The sequence below is a fragment of the Paenibacillus violae genome (genome assembly GCF_032461945.1).
Lineage (GTDB): Bacteria > Bacillota > Bacilli > Paenibacillales > NBRC-103111 > Paenibacillus_E > Paenibacillus_E violae.
In genome coordinates, this window is the sequence record NZ_JAWCUD010000006.1 from 241909 (window position 1) to 265417 (window position 23509).

Here is a 23509-nt window from a genome sequence, read left to right on the forward strand (position 1 = left end):
CTATTGCTTAAGCTTTCCATGCTTGTGGGTGGTTGTCGCTGATAAGATCCGTTGCACTTGCGTTTGCAATAACTTGCTCAGGATTTTTGCAGCCTGGAATGACGCTTGTTACAGCATCATGCTTCAAGCACCATGCGAGCGCCCATTTGGCCATATCCATGCCTTCCGGGACTTCTTCTTTTTGAATGCGCTGCACTTCCTCCAGCTTTTGTCTGACGTTCTCCGCATCATGGCGATGACGGACATCGTTGTTGCCAAACACCGCACCGGGCTTGTACTTGCCGCTTAGATAGCCGCTTGCCAAAGGCACGCGTGCCAGTACGCCAAGATCCTGATTCACACAGGAAGGGAAAACAAGCTCTTCCGGCGCTCGATCTAGACGATTATAGACCACTTGAATCGCTTTGGAATTCACCTTCGTAGAGGCTTCGGTCTGATGGATGTTGGCATTGCTGCCGATGGAAGTTCCCAAATGTCTGATCTTCCCTGCCTGCACTTGTTTATCTAAGGTTGTCCATAAGTCATCGTTGTCGAATACACTGTCCGGTCCCGAGTGAAATTGGTATAAATCTATGTAATCCGTTTGCAAAGCCTTAAGCGAAGCATCCAACTGTTTGATGACACTTTCCGAGTTGAATTCGTCGGTTCGCGTAAATAGATCGTGGAAATGGTGACCGAATTTCGTGGCTACAACCCAATTCTCACGATTGCGTCTGGATAAATAATTGCCGATAAACGATTCGGAAAGATGATCCCCATAGCATTCCGCGGTATCTATTAGGTTAATGCCAAGATCAGCGGCTTGATCCAAGATAGCATCTGCTTCTGCTTGCGTGTACGTAAGTCCCCATTCTCCTCCGAATTGCCAGGTTCCAACACCAACGATAGAAACTTTTAAGTCTGTTTTCCCAAGTCTGCGATATTTCATGGTAATCACTCTCCTTTTATAGTATCCAACCTCATTAAACGCTATTGATGCAAGGTTGTCAAAAGATAAAAAGCCCCCAACCTTCCGAAGAAGGAGGGAGCCTGATGGATACATTAAGCAAGTTCAGCGGAAAGGTCTTTTTCAGCTTTTGGACTTGTCTTTTTCGATTTAGGGCCAACTTTAATGTTGCCGATAAAGAGGGTAAGAACTGCCCCCAGCAATACGAATACTAGCCCGATTATGAATACTTGATGAAGAGAGGAGACAAGGGCATTTTTTAAAATAGGCAGCATGTGCTCTACAAATTCTTTCGGCATTTTCGCCAACGTTTCAGGACTTAAGAGAGACGAATACAAGCCCTGCGGATTGGAGTGAATCATATCTGTCATTTGATTGGATAATTGGCTCGCTTCTGCAGGCAGCTGCTTAACAACAGGCGTTAAGTCCTGATCGAGCAAAACCGATGATTTGTGGTTCATGATGGCACCTAGAATGGTCATACCGAATGTACCGCCGATTTGACGGAAGAATTGGCTGGAAGACGTAACCACACCAAGCTCAGATTTAGGGAAGCTTTCTTGCAAAGCAAGAGTTAGAATCGGCATCACAAGCCCCATGCCAAGACCTAAGATCAGCATATAGGCAGAAGCTATCAGTTTGGTTGTGTCTATGCCCATCGTGCTTAGGAAATAGAAGCCTACGGCCATGATGATCATCCCAGCTAACAGTTGCTTCCGTACACCGATTTTATGAATAAATTGACCGGAAACTACGCTGGCCGCAATCATCGTCAGCATCAGAGGCATCATCACCGTACCGGACGCAGAAGCGCTGATCCCGACAATGCCTTGCATGAAGAGAGGTACGAACATAATAGCACCGAACATACCGATAGCCATAAGGAAACCTACACCGTTAATGGTTGTAAAAGTTCTGTTTTTAAATAAACGAACGGGAAGAATTGGCTCTTGCGCTTTGCTTTCAATAATGACGAAGGACACTAACGATACAATCGCTAAGGCAAACAGACCAATGATTTGCCAAGATAACCAAGCATAATCTTTACCGCCGAATGTCAATGCTAACAGTAGGGAAACAACACCGATAATCATGGTGACAATCCCCGGAATATCGAATTTCACTTTACCGATGGCTTTATGCTTAGGCAGTGCAATTGCGATTAAGATAACAGCCAGGATACCAACGGGAAGATTGATATAGAATACCCAGCGCCAATCTAAAGCATCAACGATCCAACCGCCGATTTGCGGACCGACAACGGAAGAAAGACCGAAAATCGCACCGAAAACACCTTGCCATTTGGCACGCTGTTTACCGGTAAATAGATCCCCGATAATAATCATCGCCATCGGCATCATGATACCACCGCCCAGACCTTGCAAGCCGCGGAACAGGATGAGTTCCGTGATGTTCTGGGACATCCCACATAACGCGGAAGCTCCGATAAAAATGATAAGACCTGTCACATAAATAACGCGGCGGCCCATTAAGTCAGCCAATTTACCAGCGATAGGAACAACAACGGTTGAAGTCAGCATATAAGCTGTTGTAAGCCAAGCCATTAAGCCAAGACCGCCTAATTCACCAACGATACGAGGCATGGCGGTTCCGACAATCGTACCGTCGAGGGCACCGAAAAGCATGGCAATAATAAGTCCTGTGAGCAGGAGGCCGCGATTTTTTAGTACAGGAGCCGCTGATTCGGAAAGGTTGTCGTCAGAAATTGTTTTTTGTATAGTTTCCAATACAGTTCACTCCTTTTTTAATCATAATAGATTTCAATAATAGGTGGTTAGCTTTTCAAAAGCACTTACGAGGACCCTGAGTTCTTCAGGCGGGAGCTTAGATAAGCCTCGGGCGATTACTTCTTTTTGAACGTTTTGAGCTGTGGTAAGAACCTCTTGGCCAAGCACTGTGTTTTCTACGAGAACAATGCGCCGATCCGATTCATGATGCTTGCGTATGACATGTCCGCTTTGGACAAGACGATCGATCATTACGGTAATCGCACTTGGTTTGACCCCCATTTTCTCAGCGAGAACGGTTTGTTTGGGAGTTCCCTCCTTGGCGATCATGAACAGCATAAATAACTGAGGCCCCGTTAACTCTGATTTCAATTCAGCGAATACGGCGCTGTTAATTTTTCGATGGGCTGCTTCAAACGTTGTCCGAAAACGATTGGTATAAGCCATCAAGTCATCTTCCATTGAAACGCTCCTTCCGGTTAATTGCATGATCAAATGATTAAACAATAAAATATTTATATAAATTAATGTTTAAACTGTTTAAATAAAATATACGCTTATTTACTTTCCGAGTCAACTGGGAAAATGCGAAATGTGAAGGGCGTATACTTGCATATGAGCACTATCTTGCATATAATTACTGGTACATATACGTAAAATGCTTTGACGGAGAAGAGTACGCAGTGCTTCTTGACAGGGAGGGTAAGTCGTTGATTGAGAGCTGACCCCGAGAATCAGGCTGCAGAAGTTCGCTCCCGAGCAGTCCTTTGAACCGAGCTAAGCTTTATTGGCTTTCTTCTAAGTAGAGGGAACCGGACACATCGTCCGTTATCTGGAATGAAGTGAGATCGTTTTTTGGCCTATTGGGCGGGAAATGTATCTAATTAGGGTGGTACCACGGCTTTTCGTCCCTTGCGAGGGAGCGGAAAGTCTTTTTTGTGTTTTCATTTTGGTTGATTCAGGGGCCTAATTCAGGAGGGATTGCAATGAAAGAGCGGTTAGAAGCTTTGAAGCAGGAAGCACTGCAAGAGCTAAGCGGCGTACAAAGCCAGCAGGAGCTGAACGATTTACGTATTAAATATTTGGGTAAAAAAGGTCCATTAACCGAGGTTCTTCGCGGAATGGGAGCGCTAAGCGCAGAAGAGAGACCGATCATCGGGCAAGTGGCGAATGATGTTCGCGCTGCGATTGAATCGGTGATCGAAGAGAAGCAAGCGGCGTATCAGCAGCAGGAAACGGAAAACAGACTTCGTGCTGAAATGATCGACGTTACACTGCCGGGCCGTCCGTCTGAGCAAGGCGCCGTACACCCATTAAGCAAAGTGATTCAAGAAATTGAAGATATTTTCATCGGAATGGGTTATACCGTTGCCGAAGGTCCGGAGGTTGAGCAGGACTATTACAATTTCGAAGCGCTGAATCTGCCCAAAGACCACCCGGCCCGCGACATGCAGGACTCCTTCTACATTACAGAAGAAATCCTGATGCGTACGCAAACTTCCCCTGTTCAAGTGAGAACGATGGAGAAACGTAAAGGTGAAGTTCCGATCAAAATCATTTGCCCGGGTAAAGTATACCGCCGCGACGACGACGATGCGACACATTCCCATATGTTTACGCAAATCGAAGGTCTGGTTATTGACCGCAACGTTCGGATGAGCGATTTGAAGGGTACCTTGCTGCAATTCGTGCAAGAAATGTACGGCAAAGAAACGAGAATCCGTTTGCGTCCTAGCTTCTTCCCTTTCACAGAGCCAAGTGTCGAGGTTGATGTGAGCTGTGCGATGTGTGGAGGCGTTGGCTGCCGGACTTGTAAACAAACAGGTTGGTTAGAAATTCTCGGAGCGGGTATGGTGCATCCGCGCGTTCTTGAGATGGGCGGCTACGATCCGAAGGAGTATACAGGGTTTGCTTTTGGTATGGGCGTTGAGCGTATTGCCATGCTGAAATACGGAATCGAAGATATCCGTCATTTCTACACGAATGATCTGCGTTTCTTAAAACAATTCTTACATCTGTAAGCACCAGGAAAAGGAGGGGTTAAGCATGAATGTTTCATACCAATGGTTATCGGAATATGTAGATGTATCAGGTTTCACAGCTGAGGAATTAGCGGAAAAATTAACCCGAAGCGGTATCGAAGTGGATATCGTAGAGGATCGAAATAAAGGCGTAACGAACGTAGTTGTCGGGTATGTGAAATCCCGTGAGAAGCATCCGGATGCGGATAAATTAAGCGTGTGTATCATTGATGCCGGTCAAGGCGAAGATTTGCAAATCGTCTGTGGAGCCAAAAATATCGATGCGGGTCAAAAAGTGCCTGTCGCTATGATTGGAGCTGTTCTACCGGGAGGCTTGCAAATCAAACGGGCCAAACTGCGCGGCGTTGAATCCCAAGGTATGATTTGCTCTGCCAAAGAGCTTGGCTTGAATGATAAACTGCTGCCGAAAGAAATTCAGGAAGGTATTCTGGTGCTTCCGCAGGAAACGGAAGTCGGAAGCTCTGTTCTTGATGTTCTGGCGATCAATGATAAAGTGCTGGAGCTTGATCTGACTCCGAATCGTTCCGACTGCTTAAGCATGCTCGGAGCTGCTTATGAGATCGCAGCGATCCTTGGCCGCAGCGTTAAACTGCCGGATGCGGAAGCGGCGCTGCAACAGGCTGGATCAGCCGGTGTGAAAGCCGCTGACCGTATCAGCGTGAAGATCACAGCGACCGAGCAGTGCTCTCACTACGCAGCGCGCCTGATCGAAGGCGTGCGCGTAGGCACTTCTCCGCTGTGGATGCAAAACCGTTTGATGGCGGCAGGTATCCGTCCTATCAATAACATCGTCGACATCACGAATTTCGTGATGTTGGAGTATGGTCAGCCGCTGCATGCTTTTGATGCAGAACAGCTGAACAACGGCCACATCGACGTACGCCTTGCTGAGGCTGGCGAGAAGCTTGTTACGCTCGACGATGTTGAGCGTACCCTGGAGCCGCACATGCTGCTTGTCACGGACGGCACGAAGCCTGTAGCGATCGCCGGTGTTATGGGCGGCGCGAATTCCGAAGTGACGAATGATACGACTCGCATTTTGCTGGAATCCGCAAAATTCGCAGGCTCCTCTGTGCGCCGCACATCGCGTCAACTAGGCCTTCGCTCTGAAGCGAGCCTTCGCTTCGAGAAAGAAGTGAACCCGGAAGCGGTGCTTCCGGCATTGAACCGCGCGGCTGCATTGATTGCTGAGTATGCAGGCGGCAAAGTCGCGGACGGCATCGCCCAAGCTATCGCCGGCTCGCACAAGCCCGTCAGCATCGAGCTAGCTGCTGACCGCGTGAACAACTATCTCGGGACGGCGCTTTCGCTTGACGAGATGGGCCAAATCATCGAGCGCCTGCACTTCACGTTCGAGCCGGCGGGAGAAGGCAAGCTGCTCGTGCACGTGCCGAGCCGCCGCGGAGACATCACACGGGATGTTGATTTGATCGAAGAAGTGGCACGCCTCTTCGGCTACGATAACATCCCGACGACCTTGATGACCGGCGTGACGACGCCAGGCTCCTTGTCCAAAGAGCAGTCGATTCGCCGCATCGCGCGGAATCTCCTGACACAAAGCGGGCTGCATGAAGTCATCACGTATTCCTTCACGCACCCTGATCAAACCGTTTCGCTGCCGGGTCTATATTCAGCGGCTAAACCGATCTCCCTCGCAATGCCAATGAGCGAGGATCGCAGCCAATTGCGTACCAGCTTGCTTCCGCATTTGCTGGAAGTCGTGAGCTACAACCGGAACCGTACGATGGATGACGTGGCTATTTTCGAAATCGGCAAAGCATTCATTACTGATGAGTCAGCACTTACTGCGCTGCCGCAAGAGAAGCTTCTGCTTTCTATTGCTATGACAGGCAAACGCCGCGGGGCGCATTGGGCGCAGAAGTCCGAGGCCGTTGATTTCTATGATATCAAAGGAATCTTTGACCGCCTGATCAGCTACTTGGGTGTCAAAGGTCTTACTTACACATCGGCTTCCCCGGATGGTTTCCATCCAGGGCGTACAGCAGAGCTTTTACTTGCTACTTCCGAAGGTTCGAAAGTAATTGGCCGAGTGGGTCAACTGCACCCAACCGTTCAACAACAGCGTGATCTGGATGACACGTATGTGCTTGAGGTCGAACTGTCTCCTATTCTGGAAGCTGCTGGCGATGCTATTGTGTATAAATTGCTGCCGCGTTATCCGTCCGTTGGACGCGATCTTGCAGTCGTTGTCAATGCAAGCGTACCGGTCGGTCTCATGGAGCAGTCCATTGCCGAAGTTGCCGGCGATTTGCTTGAATCTATCCAGGTTTTTGATATCTACACAGGAGAGCGCCTTGGTGCAAATCGTAAGAGCGTAGCGATCGCTCTCGTGTACCGTCATGCGGAAAGAACCCTGTTGGACGAAGAAGTAACGGAGCTCCATGCCAAAGTGGTTCAAACCCTTGAACAGCAATATGAGGCAGAGTTAAGAAAATAGAGCAAGTTTCTCATAAGTTGCAGGAAAACAGGCTGGTCTTATCGAAATTAACCTCGATAAGGCCAGCCTTTTCATCTAAGGGGGAAATAATATGACTGCAGAAGATAAAACGAAAATAACCGTTGACATATATGGAAATCAATACAAGTTAAAAGCAGATACAAGCACGAATTACATGAAGCGTGTGGCGGAGTATGTAAATGATCAAATGTTTCGCATCGCCAAGGGCTATCCGCGGTTAGATTCACAAAGAATTGCCGTGCTCGCCGCTGTGAACATGGCCGATGAATGCTTCCGAATGAATGAAATTATGGAAGAGTTGAGCGCGGCGCAGAAAGAGCAAGAGGCGACCAAAGCGGCATTTGAGAAAGTGAATGTTACATACAATCAATTGAAGCATGATTATGATAAACAGCAAACGTTCCTGAATGAACAAAAAGGGAAGTTAGACCAAGCTCAAGCACAAAAAGAGCAGCTCCAGCAGGAAGTGCAGAAGAGCAAACAAGAGCAGGAGCTAGTCAAGCAGCAATTGCTGCAGCAGCAAGAGCAAGCGAAGCAACAGCAAGAGCAAACGAAGCAACAGCAAGACCAAGCCAAACAACAGCAAGACCAGGCTAAGCAGGTACATGAACAAGTCAAACAACAGCTCGAACAAGAAAAAAAGCAAGCTGCCCAAACGCGACTGCTGCTTGATCAGGAAAAACAGCAGCATCAACAAGCGAAAAAGCAAATTGAACAAGGTAAACAGCAGCAGGAGCAGCTGAGACAGCAATTGCAGCAGGTTAAAAAGGAACAGGATCAAGCTAAACAGATTCACGAACAAATCAAACAGCAGCTGGATCAGGAGAAAAAACAACGAATGCAAGATCAGCAGCTGCTTGAACAGGAGAAACAGCAGCATTTGCAAGTCGTCAAGCAGCTTGAACAAGGCAAACAAGAACAAGAGCAAGAACAAGAACAGCTAATCCAGCAGTTGCAGCAAGTTAAAGAGGAGCAAGTTAAAGCCAAGCAGCTTAGCGAGCAAAACACGCAACAACTTAAACAACAACTGGAACAAGAGAAAAAACAGGTTACGGAAGCACAGCAGCTGCTTGAACAGGAAAAGCAGCGGTACTTAGATCTACAACAGCAGTTCGAACAAACTAAACAAATACAAGAACAAATGGAACAACAATTACAACAAGCTGGCCAACAGCATGAGGAAGTCACAAGTATTCAGGAGCAACTCAAACAACAGCTTGAACAAGAGAAGCAGCAGCACTTCCAAGCCAAACAGCAGATCGAACAAGGGAAAGAACAACAAGAGCAGCTGAAACATCAATTGCAGCAAGCCAAACAGCAGCAATTAGAAATGCAACAACAACTGGATCAAAATAAACAAATTCAAAAGCAATTGGAACAACAATTACAACAAGTCAGTCGGCAGAACGAAAAAGTCACACTTATTCAAGAGCAAATCAAACAACAGCTTGAACAAGAGAACCAACAGTACTTGCTAGCCAAACAGCAAATCGAACAAGGCAAGCAGCAACAAGAGCAGCTGAAGCAGCAATTGCAGCAGATCCAGCACGAGAAATTAAAGTTGCAGCAAGAGTTGGAAGAAGAGAAAAGTCAGACTACGAAAGTAGAGCAAAAATTTGAGCAAGAAAAAGAAGCGCTTGTTCAACAATATTTGCAAGAAAAAGCTGACTTTGTAGCAGATTTCCAAAACCAACAAACAAACATCGTACAACAGTATGAAGGCCAGAAATCTACCATTATTCAGCATTACCAGGCTCAAATTAAAACGATCATTCAGCAGCAACAGCAAGAAAGAACGTTGTTGAACACCTATTTGGAAGAAGAAAAAGAACGCATTCAAGAACAATACAACAGTGACAAAGAAGTATTGCTGAACCAGAGTTTAAATGACGATGCCTTGCAACAGGAATTACAGCAGATTAAAAAAGAATACAGTGAACTGCGCGAGGAGTACGCTAAACTTCAAAATGAGTATAATGAATGGATTGAATTAGCTGAAACAGACAGCCCGGCCAGGTAATCCTTGAGATGCTGAACAAACTGGATTATTTCTTATTGGCTATAGTTGCTTTGGGATTGTTGATTGGTTACTTTAGAGGGTTCATTGCTCAAATTGTATCCATCTCCGGGTTTGTGCTCGCTTATTTAGTAGCCTTTTATTTTTACAAGGATTTTGCACCGGTGCTTCGAAATGCAATCTCACTGCCTACGTATCAAAGTTATCAGAAATACGAATTTATCGTGAAAGGCCTCAATCTGGATACCTATATCTCGAATGCAATCGCCTTTGCCATCTTGTTTTTTGGTGTGAAATTCGCATTGGTCTTCATCGGAAGAGCATTAAATATTTTAGCTAAAACGCCGGGATTGAATGTCATTAATCGTTGGAGCGGGGCGTTGCTGGGCTTAGCTGAAGCACTTTTAATTGTCATTATCGCCGTAAATGTGATCACGATCATTCCATCGGATGGACTTCAAAAGTTGCTTTCGAGCTCAGCCGTAGCTCCTTATCTGATTAATGAATTACCCAATATCGCCGGTAAACTGCAAGAGCTCTGGAAACAGGGGATCCCCATATGAAAGCTGCCGATTTCTATTTTTTATAGAAAAAGGCGGCTTTTTATTATTTCCGAAACAACAAAAAAGCCTTACCGCGTTTGCCGCGATAAAGCTTTTAACATGTAGTCATTCAACAATTAATGTTGTTTTCATATTGGCGTGGCCGCTTCCGCACATGATGGAGCATGTAATAGGAAATGAACCCGTTTTATCCGGTGTAAAAGTAAAAGTTTTGTTGCTGTTATCAAGTTTAACGTTGAATTCTTTGATCGACGCGCCGTGAATACCTTGTGAGTTATCAAGCGTAATCGTTACAGGCTCGCCTTTTTTTACGCGATATTCCGTCTGATCAAATTTGAAGTTCGTTGCTTTCAGAGTTACGTTCTGACCACCAGCCGCTTGTGTTGCTGCAGCAGGAGAAGTCGTTTCTGCCGGCTTGGACGCTTTACTTCCACAAGCAGTGATTGCGATAACTATAGCAACTCCCATTAAAAGAACGAGTAGTTTTTTCATAAATACCCTCCGACGACAAAATGTATTTGTTTTCCTTTCAATTGTACATCACCGATTTAGAAAAAACAGTGACAAACTAGTGAAAGCGTTCGGATGGGTTTGCGTAAAAGGAAAAGATCGGCCCGGCGATTGGTACGCAGCAGACCGATCTTTTTGGGGCTTTATCATGGCTATCAGGACTACAAACTGATACAGTTATCGACGATCTTCTCTTCCTGTGATCCCTTGTTCGAAGGGGGTTTTCACAGGAATGAACAAGTCGATGATCCCAATGACTAAAGCGGCTAAAATCGCACCTATGATGCTCGTTGAAACATTGCTTACGACGAACTGGGCGGCCCAGATGACCAGAGCGCTCACCAGAAAGCCTACGATTCCTCTGCCAAAAGGAGTGATTTGTTTGCCAAAAATCCCTTCAATGATCCATGCGGCAATGGCAATGACCAATGCAAGGAAAAACGCGCTCCAGAATCCGCCGACTTGAAATCCTGGCACTAACCAACTTACAAACATTAATACCAAAGCAGATACAATAAACCTGACCAGATGTCCTAGAAGATGCATTCAAGAACCTCCTTTTTTCTACGATGAGACAACCGTGCGCTCATGGCTAGAAAAGATGTTTTTGTTGAATTTTGCTTGGTGTGTTTGACATGTACTTTGATTCCTTGGCAGAAGGAATAGGTGCACAAATTAGTGTATCCAACTTTTGAACAGATTATGGCAGGCAGCATCTTCCATATAACAATTGTCTCCGTAGCTAATCATACGCAAAATGGTTTATAATATAGGATAGAAATGAGGTTGGGACAGTTGAATCAGAAAATTATTAAAACATTGGAATATGCGAAAATTTTACATAAACTAGCTCATCACGCGGCTACCTCTCTCGGGAAGGACGCTGTCCAGCATCTTGAACCGATCGGGGATTTTGAACTCGTTAAGCTGCGGCTGCAAGCAACCGATGAAGCGGTAAATGTAGAACGTCTGAAGGGTAACGCGCCGTTCGGCGGCATACGGGATATTCGTTCCTCCTTGCACCGTGCCAGAATTGGCGGGATGCTGAATCCGGCCGAATTGCTGGATATATCGACGACGATGTTTGGTACCCGCAGGTTGAAACGATTTATACTGGCTGTCCACGAGGAGTATTCGATTCCGATGCTCAAGGGGCAGGTTGAATTGCTTACTGAGAATAAATCATTGGAAGATAAGATTAATAGCTGTATTGATGAGAATGCCGTTGTTGTCGATAGCGCAAGCATTGAATTAGGTCGTGTGCGCAGTGAGCTGCGTACGGGCGAGAGCAGAGTGCGCGAACGTTTAGAGCAAATGCTCCGCAATTCATCGATACAAAAGATGCTTCAGGATGTCTTGATCACGATCCGAAACGATCGTTACGTGATTCCGGTCAAATCCGAATATCGTTCTAACTTCGGCGGGATGGTACATGATCAATCGGCTTCGGGAGCGACTCTATACATTGAACCTGACGCTATTGTTCAGCTGAATAATAAGATTCGCGAGCTTAAATTCAAGGAAGAAGCGGAAATTGAGAAAATTTTGCGCGCCTTAACTGCTCTTGTGGCTGAACAAGTTGATGTCCTTGTTTATGATGTAGATCAGTTGGCTGAGCTTGACTTTACGTTTGCCAAAGCGGGTCTGGCCAGAGAACTTAAAGCGACGATGCCAAGGTTGAATGACCGCGGCTTTATCAAGATCAAGCGCGGGCGTCATCCGCTTATCGCGGCGGATATCGTTGTTCCGCTTGATTTGGAGTTAGGGAATGATTTTACGCAAATTATTGTGACCGGACCGAATACAGGGGGAAAAACAGTCTCTCTCAAAACGGTAGGTTTATTAAGTTTGATGGCGATGTCCGGTTTGTTTGTACCTGCGGAAGAAGGCAGTCAATTATGTGTATTCGATGCGATTTATGCCGATATTGGGGATGAACAGAGCATCGAACAGAATCTAAGTACTTTTTCGAGTCATATGACAAATATCATCAGCATATTACGGGATATGACGCCTAAGAGCTTAGTGCTGCTGGATGAGCTTGGAGCAGGTACGGATCCTGCCGAAGGCTCTGCGCTGGCCATCTCGATTCTTGATTATATTCACCAAATAGGCTGCCGAATTATTGCAACGACCCACTACTCGGAGCTTAAGGCTTACGCGTACCAAACGCGAGGCACGATAAACGCGAGCATGGAATTTGATATCCAAACATTAAGTCCAACTTATCGTTTGCTTGTAGGGGTTCCAGGGCGAAGCAACGCGTTTGCGATTGCGGAACGGTTGGGCTTGTCGCGCCGAATTATTGAGCATGCGCGCACCCAGGTCGGCGAAGAGGAGAAACGCGTAGAGTCGATGATCGCGTCACTCGAAGAGAACCGCTTAATCGCGGAAGCGGAGCGTGAGAGCGCCGAGAGGCTGCGGCGCGAGGCGGAAGAGATGCGCCGCACACTAGAGGCGCAGCAGCAGAAGTTCGACGAGCAGCGCGACAAGCTGCTCGAGAAAGCCGAACGCGACGCGCGTGAAGCTGTCGCCAAGGCACGCCGCGAGGCGGACGAAGTGATCGCCGACCTGCGGCGCATGGCGCAAGAAGAAGCCGGTGGGGTCAAAGACCACCGGCTGGTTGAAGCGAAGCGCCGCCTCGATCAGGCGGCGCCTGAACTGCGCGAGAAGCAAGTTCGCGCAGCAAAGAAGCGGCCTGAGAGAATCGAGGCCGGCGATGAAGTGCGTGTCGTGAGCCTGGGTCAGAAGGGTCACGTGGTCGAAATCGTTAGCGCTACGGAAGCAACCGTGCAGCTGGGGATTATGAAAATGAAGGTGGAGATAGCCAACCTTGAGAAAATCGGCAGTACGGCTCAGAAGAAGCCGGCTCATCAGGTGGCGACCACCGTCAAACGAACAAGGGATGACAGCATTCGTATGGAATTGGATATGCGCGGGCTGAACATGGAGGAAGCGTTAATTGAGGCAGATCGCTTCCTGGATGAATCGTTCCTTGGCAATCTGGGGCAAGTATATCTGATTCACGGCAAAGGAACAGGCGTGCTGCGCACAGGCATGCAGGAGTATCTGCGCCGCCACAAACACGTGAAAAGTTACCGTATGGGGAACTACAATGAAGGCGGAGCCGGAGTGACCGTTGTGGAATTGAAATAACTTTTAAAAATATTTTCAACTTTTTGAAACTCATTCTTTGGGATTGCGTATTTAATGTGTGTAAGCACCGGTGATTAGAAAACAAAACGCAATACCAATTATAAAATAAATAAGGATTAACCTTAGGAGGAATTCAAAATGGGTATTTTTAAAAGATTACGTGATATGACTATGGCTTCGATCAATGATTTGCTGGACAAAGCAGAAGACCCAGTCAAAATGTTAAATCAGTTTTTGCGTGACATGGAAGAAGACATTCTAGAAGCGGAATCCGCAGTAGCTAAGCAAATCGCGATCGAGAAGAAATTCAAGCTTCAATTCGAAGAAGCGGAAGAAATGGTTACCAAACGTACTGAGCAAGCGATGAGAGCTCTTGAAGCCGGCAATGAAGATTTGGCCCGCCGTGCGCTTGAAGACAAGAAAGAGCAGCAAGTTCGCTTCGATGAGTTGAAGCGCCAATATGATCTTGCCAAAACAAATGCGGATCAGCTTCGCGGCCAGTTGACGGAAATGAAAGACGAGTTCAACAAAATGAAAAACAAGAAAGATTTGTTGATTGCCCGTGCTGAAACAGCAAAAGCGCAAAAACAAATCAATCAAGCGATGTCCGGATTCGGTACAGACAACGCAGCCAAAGGCTTTGACCGCATGAGCGAGAAAGTCCTCCAAATGGAAGCTGAAGCGCAAGCAAGCGGCGAGATTCGTGCTAAAAACCGCAGCTTGGATGATGAGCTAGAAGGACTTGGCTCGAGCAAAAGCGGCATCGATGATGAATTGGCCGCTATGAAAGCAAAGCTTGCTGAAAAAAAACAATCTTAATGATATACTAATAGTACCTGCGAGAGACTGAGCCAAACTCAGTCTCTTCTACCGTATATAGGGATTTTTAAATCAACGTTTAAACTCTCTACGTGGAAGGAAGGCAGGAGACGAAATGAATGAAGAGGTGGATGTGTTGCTGAGTAATCCGTATTTATCGACGCTTGCATTTTTTGCAGTAGCTGTCATCGCGCTTGTGGTATTTTTAACAATTTTCGAAATGGTCACGAAGTATGATGACTGGGCAGAGATCAAAAAGGGCAATCTCTCTGTGGCAATGGCGACAGGCGGGAAAATTTTTGGGATTTGCAACTTGTTCCGGTTTTCCATTTTGAATAATGACACGATGATTCACTCTCTCATTTGGGCAGGCTACGGATTCTTGCTGTTGCTAGCAGCCTACTTCATTTTTGAGTTTTTAACGCCTTATTTTAAAATTGATGAAGAAATCAAAAAAGATAACCGCGCTGTAGGGTTCTTGTCTTTGACGCTATCTGTCTCCCTATCTTACGTAGTAGGCGCATGCGTAACCTAGAATCATACATAGTCTTGGAGGCTTGAACATGAAATACCTGTGGGGCACCTTGTTTGCTATTGCATTTGTGTTTATGGCGGCAGGGATTTATTATTTAATGAAATTTGCTTGAATGCAATAGATGGAGGATTACGTCATGAGTGCGAATGAAGAAGTGGTTTGTCCTTGGTGCCAAACAGAGATCGTTTGGGATCCTGAGATTGGACCGGAGGATGAATGTCCGCATTGTTTTAACGAGTTGAATGATTATCGCAGTATTGATTTGAAAGTGAAATTAACGGGTCAACCGCTCCGTTTTCAAGATCAGGAGTTTCCTGATGCGGACGAGGATTTGTCTCTGGCATGGGATGACTCGGATGAACCGCTTGATAAATATGGAGAAAAGGTACAGCACATCACAGATGAGCAGGAAGAAGCGCCGGAATGCTCGAACTGTCATGAACTGCTTCTGCTGGCCGGGAATGAAATTGTAAACGAGACTTCCTTCACACCAACGATTCCAAAAACGCTGGGCAGTGCGTTCCTGACGGCGCCGTTCACGATGAATGTGTATGTATGTCCGTCCTGTTTTAAAGTTGAAAAAGTGTTGTCCGATACAGATCGACTATTGATGGTTGAACGCATTAAATCGGAGTAAAAAGGAAACCGAGTCCTCATGGATTCGGTTTTTTTATATGGAAAACCTCATATTTTCACCCGAATGGGGAAGCTTAACTAGAACTATTTCGTATCCGCGGGGAAAGGTGAGGAATTATGCACAAGGATCAGAGTATGCAGCGAATGCATCTAGGTAAAGGCAAAGAACGACAGAAGGGCAATTATTTCGAAGAACGCGATCAACAACCTGCTCAGCCTAACAACTCGGCCAAAAAAGGGCGATTGGATGCACAAGCGATTCTCCTGCTTATCGTTCATACGTTATTTGGGAGCGCAAACGCACTGTCAGGAACTTTTGTTGGGGTCTACTTGTGGAAAGCCAAAAATGACTACGCTTTAATTGGCTGGTTCACGTTAGCAACTCATTTGACGATGGCGATCACCTTCTGGTTAGCAGGGAAATGGGTGAAGGAACACAATAAAATGAACTGCTTGCGCATCGGCGTAGCTATTTCGGCCGTATTTTATATGCTGGTTCTGTGGTTGGGAGCGAACAGCTTTCAATATTTTGTGTGGCTGGGCATCGTGCAAGGAATTTCAGCAGGGTTGTTCTGGGTTGCTTTTAACGTTGTTTATTTCGAAGTAACGGACCCTGACAATCGGGATCGGTTTAACGGTTCGGTCGGGTTGCTTGGGGCTGGAGCGGGCATCATTGCGCCATGGATTTCAGGCTTATTGATTGTGAGTTTGGGCGATATCAAGGGTTATCGATTAATCTTTTCAATTTCGCTCGGCATCTTTCTGCTGGGCGTAGTGATTAGCTTTTTTTTGAAAAAGAGAAAAGTGCAAGGTACCTACGAATGGATGTTTCCTATTCGAAGCCTTAGGAAAGCGGAAACGCCTTGGAAGCGCGTCAGTTTGGCATTGGTCTTTCAGGGGGTTAGAGAAGGCGTCTTCGGTTTCATGATCGCTCTGCTTGTTTATATTTCCACATCAAGTGAAGCGAGTCTGGGGAACTTTGTGTTGATTACGTCAGCGGTTTCTTTAGTTAGCTTCTGGGCGGCGGGTCGGTTTATAAAGCCAAGGTTTCGGAAGGTTAGCATGTTTATCGGTGCAGCTATGGTGGTAGCGATCATTCTTCCTTTTTTCTGGAAAATGGGTTACAGCACTTTGCTTATTTTTGGATTGGGATCAGCGCTTTTCTTTCCCATGTACTCTGTACCGATGGTATCGGCCGTATTTGATTTGATTGGTTCTACGGAAGAAAGCGCCAGGCAAAGAGAGGAGTATATCGTGCTTCGTGAGCTTGCTTTAAATGTTGGCAGGGTCTGCGGGGTGCTGCTGTTTATTTGCGTCATATCATGGAGCAAGGCGCCACTTGTCATTAATGTGCTTTTATTAATCATCGGCAGTTCTCCGCTTTTCAGCTGGTATTTTATGAAAAAGCAGTTATCTGTAATTAAAACTTGACATCTTTGCGGCTTCCCGATAAAAATGTGGATAGTGTTGGTTAATGGAAGAGGAGGGGGCAACCCTTGACACATAAAAAAATGGTGAACAGCATCACAGAGTTAATTGGCGATACGCCGGCTGTCCGAATTCAACGGTTGGTTGAACCTGGCGATGCAGAGTTGTATGTCAAACTTGAATATTTTAATCCAAGCGGCAGTGTAAAGGATCGGGCGGCTTTTAATTTAATCGAGCAGGCGGAGAAAAATGGACTGCTTAGCCCGGGCGCCACGATCATTGAACCGACGAGCGGCAATACAGGCATTGGCCTCGCTATGAATGCAGCGGCCAAAGGGTACAAAGCCATTCTCATCATGCCGGATAATATGTCGAAGGAACGGATTAACCTGCTCAAGGCTTATGGCGCAGAGGTCGTTCTAACTCCTGCCGCACTGCGGATGCCAGGAGCTATCGCCAAAGCACAGGAGCTGAGGGATCAAATCCCGAACAGCTACATCCCTCAGCAATTCGAGAATCCGGCGAATCCGAGCATTCACCGCGTTACGACCGCCCCTGAGATTCTGGAGCAGATGGAAGGGCGTCTGGATGCTTTCGTTGCTACTTCAGGCACCGGAGGAACCATCACCGGAACGGGCGAGGTGCTCCGTGAGAAGCTGCCGAACATCCAGATTTATGTCGTGGAGCCCAAGGGATCTCCTGTGTTATCCGGAGGAAGCCCAGGGCCTCATAAGCTGGTTGGCACGAGCCCTGGCTTTGTACCGTCTATTTTGAATACGAACATTTATGATCAGATTGTGCAAGTGACGGATGAGGATGCCATCGGCACGATGAAGGACTTGGCTAGTAAAGAAGGCATTCTCGTAGGACCATCCGCAGGTGCCTCGGTCTGGACAGGACTGCAGGTCGCCCGTAAGCTTGGAGCGGGGAAAAGGGTGCTTTGTATCGCGCCGGATACCGGTGAACGATATTTAAGTATGGATCTATTTTGATTAAAAGATAGGTTATGAGTACGGCTGCTGGACTAAAATGTCCGGAAGTCGTATTTTTTTGTAAATTAAGAAAAAATATTGAATAAATATTCATTATTGAGTATAATTATAGAAGTAACAAAGCGAAGGCAGAGAGGTGGATTTACCTTGAAATTAGCTTATATTAATGGACATCCCAAAAATGATCAACTTTATGATTTTATACAGACATATACAAACGAATGCATAACAACCGGTACTCAGAACCAAGTGAACTGGAATCAACTGGAGTCTCAGAATGTGATTTCTGTGTATGACGAAAATACGCTTGTCGGGATTGGCTGTATGGATGGGGAACCGAGTATCCATGTACGGCCTACGTATGAACACCGTGAAATTGAACATACCGTTGCTAAATTGCTGAAAGCTGGCATCTAGTTGGTTGTATAAATAATAAGCTGCCTGGTTCAGGCGGCTTTTTGTTGTTCATATGCAGGAAAATTCATTTATACACAAATTATCTGAAAATTTGATGAGCGGAGTAATTGAATTAGGACAGCAATTCATTGTAAGATTAAAGGATGAATGAATACGATCACAGAAAGGTTGGTTAACCATGGATGCTTTGAAGCTTAAAATTCTCGAATTACTGAAAGAAGACGCCCGCCGGAGTGCGGAACTCATCGCCACAATGTTAGGAACGGCGGAGGACGAGGTGGCGCGAGCGATAAGCGAGATGGAAGCGGATAAGGTCATCGTCAAGTACGCGACAGTTGTCAACTGGAGCAAGGTAGATGACGAAAAGGTTACCGCCCTGATTGAAGTGCAAATTACGCCTGAACGCGGACGCGGGTTCGACGCTATTGCGGAACGGATCTACTTATATCCAGAGGTCAAATCTGTATATCTCATGTCTGGCGCTTATGATTTGCTTGTCGAGGTTGAAGGCAATTCGCTTAAACAAGTCGCTTCTTTTGTATCTAACAAGCTATCGCCAATTGATCGCGTGCTATCAACCAAAACGAATTTTATCTTGAAAAAATACAAACAAGACGGCATCATTTTCGAGGATCAGGCTGATGATCATCGGATGCTTGTCTCTCCGTAAGGAAGAGGTAACGCCATGATCAAAAATGAGACAATCGTAGAGCCGAACGAAGTGAAATCAATGCAGGGCTACCTTGCTCCTGCCGTTCGTGAAATGAAACCTTCAGGTATTCGGAAGTTCTTTGATCTAGTAAGCAACAGCAAGGATGATATTATTTCCCTTGGTGTGGGGGAACCGGATTTCTCAACCCCATGGCACGTTCGTGAAGCAGCCGTTTACTCTTTAGAGCGCGGCAGAACGAAATATACGCCAAACTCAGGGATTCCTGAGCTTCGCGAAGCGATTGCGGATTATTTGTACAACTCATTTAAAGTGAAATATGAGCCGTCGAATGAAGTCCTTGTGACCGTCGGAGGCAGTGAGGCCATTGACTTGGCATTGCGCGCTTTGATTACGCCGGGGGATGAGATTCTGATTCCAGAACCTTGCTACATCTCGTATTCGCCTATTACGAGTATTAGCGGCGGCGTTCCAGTCGGAATCGAAACATTCGCGAAAGATCAGTTCAAGCTGACTGAGAAGGCGCTTCGTGATGCCATTTCGCCACGCTCCAAGATTTTAATTCTATGTTACCCAAGCAATCCTACTGGCGGCATTATGACTTATGAGGACTGGCTGCCGATTGCCAAAGTCGTGGAAGAGAACGATCTAATTGTCATTTCGGATGAAATTTATGCGGAGTTGACTTATGGGCAGAAGCATGTAAGTTTTGCAGCTGTTCCAGGGATGAAAGACCGGACGATTCTAGTCAGCGGCTTCTCCAAAGCTTTTGCGATGACGGGTTGGAGAATGGGATACGCCTGCGGTCACCGAGAGTTGATCTCAGCTATGACCAAAATTCATCAGTATACGGTGATGTGCGCACCCGTGATGGGTCAAGTGGCTGCACATGAGGCTTTGACGAATGGTTTGGAAGAGAAAGACCGCATGATAGAGTCTTACAATCAACGCAGGCGTCTGGTCGTCAAAGGATTCCGCGATATTGGACTTGAGTGTCACGAACCGCAGGGGGCTTTCTATGCCTTCCCAAGTGTTATAGCTACAGGACTCACTTCAGATGAATTTGCCCAACGGCTGTTATTCGAAGCTAAGGTGGCTGCCGTACCGGGTGATGTGTTTGGTTTAGGTGGGGAAGGTTTCTTACGCTGCTCTTATGCCTATAGTGTTTCTCAACTGAATGAAGCTTTAGAGAGAATCGGAAAATTTCTTAGAAATTTGTGATTCAATACGAAAAATATATGTTAATTATTCATGAAAACTGGTATTCTTGTAGTAAGGAGGGATGAGCATGGCTTTCATGGAATACCAACTATCAACCTATCGAAAACATCTGCAAATCAATGAACAAGATTTCGAACAACGTTGGTTGACTAAGCGTGCTAAGAAACGTAACTCCCTAAACTTATTAGAAGAAGAGATTCATTCTCTGCGACGCAGGTTAGAACAGATGGTTCTGGACGGGGAAGAAATGACATCCGAATCTGTCGTAGAACTCAGTACGATACTTGATCTCAAAATAAATGAATATATGAATAATTGGAAGAAAAGTCGGTGAAAACCGACTTTTCTCGCGACTATCGATATATATAGACCGTATACGGAGGTACTCTTACATCATGAAATTGAAATTGCTAATGGTAATGCTGGTGTCGGCACTTATGGTGATGCTTGCGGGTTGCGGAGGACCGAAACCGGATGTTTCTATCTTTGTCATGGGTCAAAATGGTTTCCCAAGTGATGCCGGCGAGAAGCTGGAAGCTTCATTAAAATCAAAGATCGGCGAGGCACCTACCGTCAAGCTGAATACATCTCCCATTTTCTCCATGGAAAAAATGATTGTTGAATTGGCGGCAGGTGGAAACGGTATCTTTATCTTGGCGGATGACCAATTTAAAGGTTTAAGCAATCAAGCAGGATTCGTCTCTTTGGACGAGACGATTAACCCTTCTGATTATCCGGACGGGGTCATTGAAATTGCGGAAGAGGGCAAGCCTGCCCAAAAGCATCTGTATGGAATTCCGCTTTCAGGCAACAAGTGGATGAAGGAGCAAGGCTTCGAAGGAAAAGGACTTATTGCATTCATTCCTGTCAATGCCCCTAAGCTGGAGGAAGCTAAGCAAGTACTCAAGGTTATTGCACAAAAGTAGCAAGAAGTCTATAATCGACTATTAGATTGATAGTCAAATATGCAGCCATTGGTGCCGGCAACGAATTCACATATGAAATTCGTTGCCGCTTAAAAGGGAAGCCGGTTCAAGTCCGGCGCGGTCCCGCCACTGTAATCCGGAAGTGAAGTATTGCCGGGGAGCCAGGATACCTGCCATGGTGCCGTTACGACATCCTTCGAGGAAAAGGATCGCTTTAAATCAGGAGGCAACGGATTTGTTGCTGAGCACCACGATTTATCGTCCCCTTTGTTCCTTAGGAACAGAGGGGCTTTTTATTTGGGATCTATTGAAATCACAGGTTTCAGAGAGAGGGGTTACACCATGCAAATGAAAAAGAACGGGATAAAGAGGGCGCTTCTCTTATCCGTTGCTTTAGCGACGGCGGTTAGTTTAGCGGCTTGCGGTAAGCAAGAAGCGGAAATTACCAGTCCATCTAAGCTTGGCGGAGAGACAACAACGGCGCCTACGCCATCAGCATCAACGTCTGTGACATCCAAAAAGACAACATACCCGCTGAAAATTAAAGATGCAACGGGGAAAGAATTCACGTTTGACAAGGCACCGGAGCGGATCGCATCGGTTTCTCCCGCAGAAACGGAAGCACTTTTTGCACTTGGATTGGATGATAAGATTGTCGGCGTATCCGATTTCGATGATTATCCGGAAGCAGCGAAGTCAAAGCCCAAATTGGGAAGTATCACGAAGCCGAACCAGGAAGCTTTGATTGCGACTAGCGCGAATATTGTTTTTACAGGTGTCTCGATGAAAGCGGACACGGTTGAAAAACTGCGTGAATCGAACATCAATGTGTTTAAAGTGGAACCAAAGACGCTGGATGATGCTATTGCGAACATTCAAACTTATGGGTTGATTACAGATCGTCAGGAACAAGCTGAGAAAATCGTCTCCAAGATGAAGGCGGATCGCCAGAAGGTTGTCGACGCCGTGAAAGACGTAAAGCAAGAAAATAAGAAAAAAGTATACATAGAATTCAGCCCGGGCTGGACCGTGGGCAGCGGCGAATTCATGGATGAACTGATCAAACTTTCGGGCGGCATTAATGTAGCCGGCGACGGTAAAGGCTGGTACCAAATCAGCGAAGAAAAAATTATCGCACAAAACCCGGCTGTTATTCTCTTTGCGAATGGTGTCGTAGATACCAAAAGCAAAATGTCGCTTGATGAAATTATTCGCACACGAAGCGGCTGGAATGCTATTGAAGCTGTAAAGAACAAACAGGTAATTGGTCTTGACCAGAATCTGCTGAGCCGTCCGGGACCGAGATTGACCGATGGACTGCTGGAAATGGCGAAAGGCATTTATCCTGAACTGGTGAAATAAATGAAAAAGAAACTAATGTTATGGGGAGGAGTAGGGGTTATACTCCTTCTTCTTTCTATTCTGGCAAGTTTATCGCTGGGAACGGCTAATCTGCCAATTCTCCAAATTGCGGGCATCCTAGGGAAGCATATCCCTTGGGCAGGTGATTACATCGACGTCACTTGGCAGCAGTCTGCGGAGCAAATTATAAATAAGGTGCGTTTGCCTCGCGTATTGCTCGGGATTCTCGTAGGGGCCTCTCTTTCCGTTGCAGGAGCTGCTTTCCAGGGCGTGCTGCGCAATCCGCTTGCGGATCCATATGCGCTGGGAGTGTCTTCAGGCGCTTCGGTCGGGGCGGCGTTTTTAATCTATTTTGGCCTGCAGATGGCTTTGTTCGGGCAGTGGTCGGTTCCGATTGTTGCTTTTGTGACGGGACTTATTTCACTTTTCCTCGTGCTTAAGCTAGCTCAGATCGATGGCAAGCTGAAGATGGAGACGCTTATTTTGTCCGGCGTTGTCATGCAGGCTTTTCTTGGCGCAATTGTCTCGTTTATGGTTTCGATTTCCAAGCAGGTCATTAATGAAATTGTTTTTTGGTTAATGGGCAGCTTGGCGATGCGGGGCTGGCCGTACATAACGATTATTTCACCTTATTTAGTCATAGGTTTAGTAATACTGCTTAGTTATGCAAGATCATTGAATTTGCTTGCATTGGGAGAGCGGCAGGCCTCCCATTTGGGAGTAAATATAGAACGCACGAAGCTGATTGTGCTAATTGTCGCTACATTTATTACGGCGGCAGCTGTCTCTGTAGCAGGTGTTATCGGTTTCGTAGGGCTTATCATTCCGCACTTGGTTCGTCTAATCGTCGGTCCGGACTACCGTCTTATTATTCCTTTATCCGCGATTGGCGGCGGCATTTATGTCTTGTGGGCTGACACGCTCGCTCGTACATTGCTTAGTCCGATGGAGATTCCGCTTGGTGTTATCACAGCGTTTTTGGGTGCGCCATTTTTTGCCTATTTGCTACATAAGGATAAGAAAACGTTAAGAGGTTGAAAAA

Annotated in this window: 22 protein-coding genes and 1 riboswitch; of the genes, 17 read left to right on the forward strand and 5 right to left on the reverse strand. The window is 46.3% G+C overall.

All coding sequences use genetic code 11. The features are described from left to right. Positions 1–7: 7 nt before the first annotated feature. The 3 genes from RQP52_RS18975 to RQP52_RS18985 form a co-directional block, all read right to left on the reverse strand. Complete coding sequence (locus tag RQP52_RS18975) at positions 8–928, reverse strand: aldo/keto reductase (RefSeq protein ID WP_315953317.1); 921 nt, start codon at positions 926–928, stop codon at positions 8–10. Positions 929–1041: 113 nt separating this feature from the next. Beyond that, positions 1042–2673 (reverse strand): MDR family MFS transporter, encoded by a 1632-nt coding sequence (locus tag RQP52_RS18980; protein WP_315953447.1) that lies wholly within the window; start codon positions 2671–2673, stop codon positions 1042–1044. A gap of 54 nt (positions 2674–2727) precedes the next feature. Then, the gene (locus tag RQP52_RS18985; protein WP_315953318.1) at positions 2728–3156 is read right to left on the reverse strand and encodes a MarR family winged helix-turn-helix transcriptional regulator; all 429 of its coding nucleotides are present in this window, start codon (positions 3154–3156) and stop codon (positions 2728–2730) included. Positions 3157–3680: 524 nt separating this feature from the next. Between RQP52_RS18985 and pheS the strand changes: the two genes are divergently transcribed. From pheS to RQP52_RS19005, 4 genes are all read left to right on the forward strand, one after another. Continuing rightward, positions 3681–4715 (forward strand): phenylalanine--tRNA ligase subunit alpha, encoded by a 1035-nt coding sequence (gene pheS, locus RQP52_RS18990; RefSeq protein ID WP_127457323.1) that lies wholly within the window; start codon positions 3681–3683, stop codon positions 4713–4715. 25 nt (positions 4716–4740) lie between these two features. After that, a complete protein-coding gene (gene pheT / locus RQP52_RS18995; protein WP_315953319.1) occupies positions 4741–7194 on the forward strand; it encodes a phenylalanine--tRNA ligase subunit beta in 2454 nt (817 codons plus the stop codon). A gap of 91 nt (positions 7195–7285) precedes the next feature. Then, on the forward strand, positions 7286–9235 hold the full coding sequence (locus RQP52_RS19000; RefSeq protein ID WP_315953320.1) for a hypothetical protein: 1950 nt from the start codon (positions 7286–7288) through the stop codon (positions 9233–9235). 8 nt (positions 9236–9243) lie between these two features. Beyond that, positions 9244–9795: a CvpA family protein gene (locus RQP52_RS19005; RefSeq protein ID WP_315953321.1), complete on the forward strand. Its 552-nt coding sequence runs from the start codon at positions 9244–9246 to the stop codon at positions 9793–9795. 105 nt (positions 9796–9900) lie between these two features. Here RQP52_RS19005 and RQP52_RS19010 read toward each other — a convergent pair whose 3' ends face one another. Both RQP52_RS19010 and RQP52_RS19015 read right to left on the reverse strand, forming a co-directional pair. Continuing rightward, positions 9901–10287 carry a cupredoxin domain-containing protein gene (locus tag RQP52_RS19010; RefSeq protein WP_315953322.1) on the reverse strand — a complete coding sequence of 129 codons (387 nt, stop codon included), beginning with the start codon at positions 10285–10287 and terminating at the stop codon, positions 9901–9903. Between the two features lie 195 nt (positions 10288–10482). Continuing rightward, positions 10483–10851, reverse strand: coding sequence for a phage holin family protein (locus RQP52_RS19015; RefSeq protein WP_127457319.1), 369 nt, complete (start codon positions 10849–10851; stop codon positions 10483–10485). 249 nt (positions 10852–11100) lie between these two features. Here RQP52_RS19015 and RQP52_RS19020 point away from each other — a divergent pair, with 249 nt between their 5' ends. The 13 genes from RQP52_RS19020 (at position 11101) to RQP52_RS19080 (ending at position 23505) form a co-directional block, all read left to right on the forward strand. Then, complete coding sequence (locus tag RQP52_RS19020) at positions 11101–13461, forward strand: endonuclease MutS2 (protein WP_315953323.1); 2361 nt, start codon at positions 11101–11103, stop codon at positions 13459–13461. A gap of 138 nt (positions 13462–13599) precedes the next feature. Further along, a complete protein-coding gene (locus RQP52_RS19025) occupies positions 13600–14280 on the forward strand; it encodes a PspA/IM30 family protein (RefSeq protein ID WP_315953324.1) in 681 nt (226 codons plus the stop codon). A 115-nt stretch (positions 14281–14395) separates the two neighbouring features. Continuing rightward, positions 14396–14815, forward strand: coding sequence for a DUF350 domain-containing protein (locus RQP52_RS19030; RefSeq protein WP_127457316.1), 420 nt, complete (start codon positions 14396–14398; stop codon positions 14813–14815). Positions 14816–14951: 136 nt separating this feature from the next. Continuing rightward, a complete protein-coding gene (locus RQP52_RS19035; protein ID WP_315953325.1) occupies positions 14952–15452 on the forward strand; it encodes a hypothetical protein in 501 nt (166 codons plus the stop codon). Between the two features lie 116 nt (positions 15453–15568). Then, entirely contained in the window at positions 15569–16882 is a 1314-nt protein-coding gene (locus RQP52_RS19040; protein WP_315953326.1) for an MFS transporter, read from the forward strand. Between the two features lie 80 nt (positions 16883–16962). Continuing rightward, positions 16963–17871 carry a cysteine synthase A gene (gene cysK, locus RQP52_RS19045; protein ID WP_315953448.1) on the forward strand — a complete coding sequence of 303 codons (909 nt, stop codon included), beginning with the start codon at positions 16963–16965 and terminating at the stop codon, positions 17869–17871. A gap of 147 nt (positions 17872–18018) precedes the next feature. Continuing rightward, complete coding sequence (locus RQP52_RS19050; protein ID WP_315953327.1) at positions 18019–18288, forward strand: hypothetical protein; 270 nt, start codon at positions 18019–18021, stop codon at positions 18286–18288. 178 nt (positions 18289–18466) lie between these two features. Beyond that, positions 18467–18958 carry an Lrp/AsnC family transcriptional regulator gene (locus tag RQP52_RS19055; RefSeq protein WP_315953328.1) on the forward strand — a complete coding sequence of 164 codons (492 nt, stop codon included), beginning with the start codon at positions 18467–18469 and terminating at the stop codon, positions 18956–18958. Positions 18959–18973: 15 nt separating this feature from the next. Further along, a complete protein-coding gene (locus RQP52_RS19060; RefSeq protein ID WP_315953329.1) occupies positions 18974–20179 on the forward strand; it encodes an aminotransferase class I/II-fold pyridoxal phosphate-dependent enzyme in 1206 nt (401 codons plus the stop codon). Positions 20180–20246: 67 nt separating this feature from the next. After that, positions 20247–20513 (forward strand): aspartyl-phosphate phosphatase Spo0E family protein, encoded by a 267-nt coding sequence (locus RQP52_RS19065; protein WP_127457311.1) that lies wholly within the window; start codon positions 20247–20249, stop codon positions 20511–20513. A 61-nt stretch (positions 20514–20574) separates the two neighbouring features. Next, positions 20575–21105 carry a hypothetical protein gene (locus RQP52_RS19070; RefSeq protein WP_315953330.1) on the forward strand — a complete coding sequence of 177 codons (531 nt, stop codon included), beginning with the start codon at positions 20575–20577 and terminating at the stop codon, positions 21103–21105. 31 nt (positions 21106–21136) lie between these two features. Beyond that, positions 21137–21297: riboswitch (cobalamin riboswitch) on the forward strand. A gap of 150 nt (positions 21298–21447) precedes the next feature. Beyond that, complete coding sequence (locus RQP52_RS19075) at positions 21448–22467, forward strand: ABC transporter substrate-binding protein (RefSeq protein WP_315953331.1); 1020 nt, start codon at positions 21448–21450, stop codon at positions 22465–22467. Next, complete coding sequence (locus RQP52_RS19080; protein WP_315953332.1) at positions 22468–23505, forward strand: FecCD family ABC transporter permease; 1038 nt, start codon at positions 22468–22470, stop codon at positions 23503–23505. It begins immediately after the preceding gene. The last annotated feature ends 4 nt before the right edge of the window (positions 23506–23509 follow it).

Coding starts and splice junctions, on each gene's coding strand:
- RQP52_RS18975 (WP_315953317.1), bottom strand. CDS start 928: ATGAAATATCGCAGACTTGGGAAAACAGACTTAAAAGTTTCTATCGTT.
- RQP52_RS19025 (WP_315953324.1), top strand. CDS start 13,600: ATGGGTATTTTTAAAAGATTACGTGATATGACTATGGCTTCGATCAAT.
- RQP52_RS19010 (WP_315953322.1), bottom strand. CDS start 10,287: ATGAAAAAACTACTCGTTCTTTTAATGGGAGTTGCTATAGTTATCGCA.
- RQP52_RS19005 (WP_315953321.1), top strand. CDS start 9,244: ATGCTGAACAAACTGGATTATTTCTTATTGGCTATAGTTGCTTTGGGA.
- RQP52_RS19065 (WP_127457311.1), top strand. CDS start 20,247: ATGGCTTTCATGGAATACCAACTATCAACCTATCGAAAACATCTGCAA.
- RQP52_RS19030 (WP_127457316.1), top strand. CDS start 14,396: ATGAATGAAGAGGTGGATGTGTTGCTGAGTAATCCGTATTTATCGACG.
- RQP52_RS19070 (WP_315953330.1), top strand. CDS start 20,575: ATGAAATTGAAATTGCTAATGGTAATGCTGGTGTCGGCACTTATGGTG.
- pheT (WP_315953319.1), top strand. CDS start 4,741: ATGAATGTTTCATACCAATGGTTATCGGAATATGTAGATGTATCAGGT.
- RQP52_RS19035 (WP_315953325.1), top strand. CDS start 14,952: ATGAGTGCGAATGAAGAAGTGGTTTGTCCTTGGTGCCAAACAGAGATC.
- RQP52_RS19040 (WP_315953326.1), top strand. CDS start 15,569: ATGCACAAGGATCAGAGTATGCAGCGAATGCATCTAGGTAAAGGCAAA.
- pheS (WP_127457323.1), top strand. CDS start 3,681: ATGAAAGAGCGGTTAGAAGCTTTGAAGCAGGAAGCACTGCAAGAGCTA.
- RQP52_RS19075 (WP_315953331.1), top strand. CDS start 21,448: ATGCAAATGAAAAAGAACGGGATAAAGAGGGCGCTTCTCTTATCCGTT.
- RQP52_RS19060 (WP_315953329.1), top strand. CDS start 18,974: ATGATCAAAAATGAGACAATCGTAGAGCCGAACGAAGTGAAATCAATG.
- RQP52_RS19015 (WP_127457319.1), bottom strand. CDS start 10,851: ATGCATCTTCTAGGACATCTGGTCAGGTTTATTGTATCTGCTTTGGTA.
- RQP52_RS18985 (WP_315953318.1), bottom strand. CDS start 3,156: ATGGAAGATGACTTGATGGCTTATACCAATCGTTTTCGGACAACGTTT.
- RQP52_RS19000 (WP_315953320.1), top strand. CDS start 7,286: ATGACTGCAGAAGATAAAACGAAAATAACCGTTGACATATATGGAAAT.
- RQP52_RS19080 (WP_315953332.1), top strand. CDS start 22,468: ATGAAAAAGAAACTAATGTTATGGGGAGGAGTAGGGGTTATACTCCTT.
- cysK (WP_315953448.1), top strand. CDS start 16,963: ATGGTGAACAGCATCACAGAGTTAATTGGCGATACGCCGGCTGTCCGA.
- RQP52_RS19055 (WP_315953328.1), top strand. CDS start 18,467: ATGGATGCTTTGAAGCTTAAAATTCTCGAATTACTGAAAGAAGACGCC.